This window comes from Paenibacillus sp. FSL R5-0473 (assembly GCF_038004565.1).
Classification (GTDB): domain Bacteria; phylum Bacillota; class Bacilli; order Paenibacillales; family Paenibacillaceae; genus Paenibacillus; species Paenibacillus amylolyticus.
In genome coordinates this window covers 1-3,178 of record NZ_JBBORL010000004.1, presented here as the reverse complement: position 1 = coordinate 3,178, position 3,178 = coordinate 1, and the positions used below count along the sequence as shown (strand labels likewise).

Annotated in this window: 1 protein-coding gene; it reads right to left on the bottom strand. The window is 54.8% G+C overall.

Annotated elements, in window-relative coordinates; translation table 11 throughout:
- Positions 1 to 3,178 (bottom strand): condensation domain-containing protein (locus tag MKY28_RS31665; protein WP_340938592.1); only part of this gene is annotated, 3,178 nt, incomplete at both ends.

The window sequence follows — 3,178 nt, the reverse complement described above, 5'->3', positions numbered from 1 at the left end:
ATCTGCCACACTGCAACTGTCCGAGCTTGTGATCAACAGTTCCATCCCGTTCAACTCCAGCCCCTGCTCATGCACGTACTCCATAAACGGTACGATCAGTGCCGGCGTTGATTCAAAGATCGACACTTGCTCCCGCTCTATCCAGTAGTGCAGACGAGACGGATCGATCCGGTCGTCCTTCGTTACAATGACCATGGTACCGCCGTTGTACAACGTCCGCGCGATATCGCCCACAAACACGTCAAACGAGAAGCTGGCGAGCTGCAGCAGCCGCACCGGGAACTGATCCAACCGGTATTCCCGTCGGTAGCCCGCTGCCGTGTTCACTAGGCTGCGATGCTCGATCATCACGCCTTTTGGCTTGCCCGTCGTTCCCGACGTGTAGATGACGTACGCCAGATCCTCCGGACGGGCTTCATGGAAGCTGTCCATACCGACAACATCAACATCATTTGGATGACTCTCGCCACCACCGTTCACAGCCCCCGTTAGCTTGCCGTTGACTCGATCGGGAGCACTGTTGGAGCCTTGGGGCACATTGCTTCGTTCCTCGCTGTATGACGTTTCGTCGTCGAGATACAGCACCGTCGCCAGTGCCAGTTCCTCTTCACCGAGCCAGGCTTCGGCACGCTCTCGCAGCGGCGTTTGTGTCAGCAGCACCTTCGCTCCGCTGTCTTCCAGCATAAACCGCACGCGGTCCGCCGGATAATCCGGGTCAAGCGGTACATACGCCCCGCCTGCTTTCCAGACGGCCATCACGGCCACCAGCAAATCGACCGAACGCTCGGCGAGAATGCCAACGATGGTCTCCCGACCGATGCCGCTTGCGCGCAGCGTGGCCGACAGACGGTTCGCCCGCTCGTTCAGCTCCACATACGTCAGCCGATCGTTTTCGTAAACGACAGCTTCAGCTTCGGGCGTGTGTTCCGCCTGTTCCTCGAACAGTCGATGGAACGCTGCCATAGGAGCCTGTTCCGGTTGCGCAGGGTTAAACGCGCCGACAATCTGCTCTTTTTCCTCTGCCGTTAACAAGTTCAGCTCGGCAATAGTCGCCGACGGGTTGCAGAGAATGGATTCAAGCAGCTGCAAGTAGTGAACAGCCAATTTCTCCACCGTTTCGGTTTTGTATAGAGCTGTGGCGTATTCAAACAGATATTCCAAGCCGTCCTCAATCTCGGTGACGTCCAAGCTGAGATCGAATTTGGAAACAATTTCTTCGCTGGCATACGTCGACAGATGCAGTCCCGGAAGCTGAATTTCCACATTTTCTGTATTCTGCAAAGCAAACATCGTATCAAACAGTGGATGACGGCGTAGATCACGAGCCACGTTTACCTTATCCACCAGTTCCTCAAACGGATAATTCTGATGTTCAAAAGCACCCAGCGTTGTCTCCTTGATTTCCTTCAAGTAGTCAAGGAACGTTTTACCGGCAGCCGGGTAACTGCGGATGGCCAAAGTATTAACGAACATCCCAATCAGCGGTTGAACGTCGCTATGATTTCTGCCCGCAATCGGCGTACCTACCACCACGTCTTCCTGACCTGAATATTTATGCAGAAGCACGTTATATGCCGCAAGCAGAACCATGTAAAGCGTTGCGCCGTTTTCAGCTGCAAGCCGTTTCAGACCTTCGCTTTTCTCAATATTCATAAACAATTGCAGCGTGCGGCCCTCATAGCTCTGCATAGCCGGGCGCGGATAGTCCGTTGGCATTTCCAGAACTGGCAGTTCTCCGCGGAACATGTCAATCCAGTAGGCTTCCTGCTTGGCAAGTTGCGTTTTCTGCTCGTCCGATTGCTGCCATACTGCATAATCTTTGTACTGAATGCGGAGTGGCTTGAGCGGCTCCCCGCTGTACAAGTGCACAAACTCTTCGATCAGTACGTCCATTGAAACGCCGTCCGATACGATATGATGTGTATCGAACATCAGGATGTGCCGGTCCGGCGCGAGTTCGGCAATGCCCACCCGCAGAAGTGGCGGCTTCGCTAGATCAAACGCACGAACAAATTGGCGCACCGTTTCTTCCGCCTGCTCCCCGCTGATCTGCACATATTCCACCTGGAAGGTGACTTCTTCGTAAATCCGCTGAACCGCTTCGCCTTCAACCATCTCAAAGCTGGTACGCAGCGTTTCATGACGAGCTACAAGCTCGCGGAACGCTTCTTCAAACCGCTGCCGGTTGAGCTGCCCTTCGAGCAGCATAGCTCCCGGTATATTGTAGCTCAGCTCGCCTCCTTCCAGCTGGTTCAAGATATAGAGACGTTTCTGCGCAGAAGAGAGCGGATAATACTCGCTAGGTTCCGCAGCCGGAATAGCCATAAACGAGCCGATCTCCAAATGCTCCATAGCCACAGCCATTTCCTCAACTGTCGAGTAGCGGAATACGTCGCGAAGCGGGAATTGGGCGCCCAGCTCCTTATGCATTTTGCTGACAAGTGTTGTCGCCCGCAGGGAGTGTCCTCCGAGGTCGAAGAAGTCGTCCGTTACGCCTACCGCCTTATCCCGAACTAGTACCTCCTGCCAAATGGCGGCTAGCTTTGCCTCCAGTTCGGTGCGCGGTGCCACGTATTCGCGGCCTCCTCCTGCTCCCCCTTCCGGCGCTGGCAGCGCCTTCCGGTCAATTTTCCCATTTGGCGTTAGAGGCAATTGCTCCAGTTCAACGAAATACGATGGAATCATGTATCCCGGTAGCTCGCTGGAGATCGCCCGTTTCAAATCTGCCGCCGTCAAGCCTTCTTCCACTGTATAATAAGCGCACAACGCTTTCTGCCCTTCTTGATCTTCCCTGACAACAACGACCGCTTCCTTCACGCCACCTACACTCAGCAGCTTTGCTTCGACTTCGCCCGTCTCGATCCGGTAACCCCGGATTTTCGCCTGGTTATCGATCCGGCCGATGAAGTCCACGTTGCCATCCTCCATCCACCTCGCCAAGTCTCCCGTGCGATACAACCGCTCACCAGCGGTGAAAGGACTGTCTACAAACTTCTCTTCCGTCAGCTCTGGACGGTTCAAATACCCGCGCGCCACACTGACTCCGCCGATAACCAATTCGCCCAGCACGCCGACTGGCACCGGGTTCAGATGTGCATCCACGATGTAAAACTTCGCATTCAACCACGCTTTGCCAATCGGAACATGGCCTGTTTGTGGCAGTTTCGCCAACTCCTCA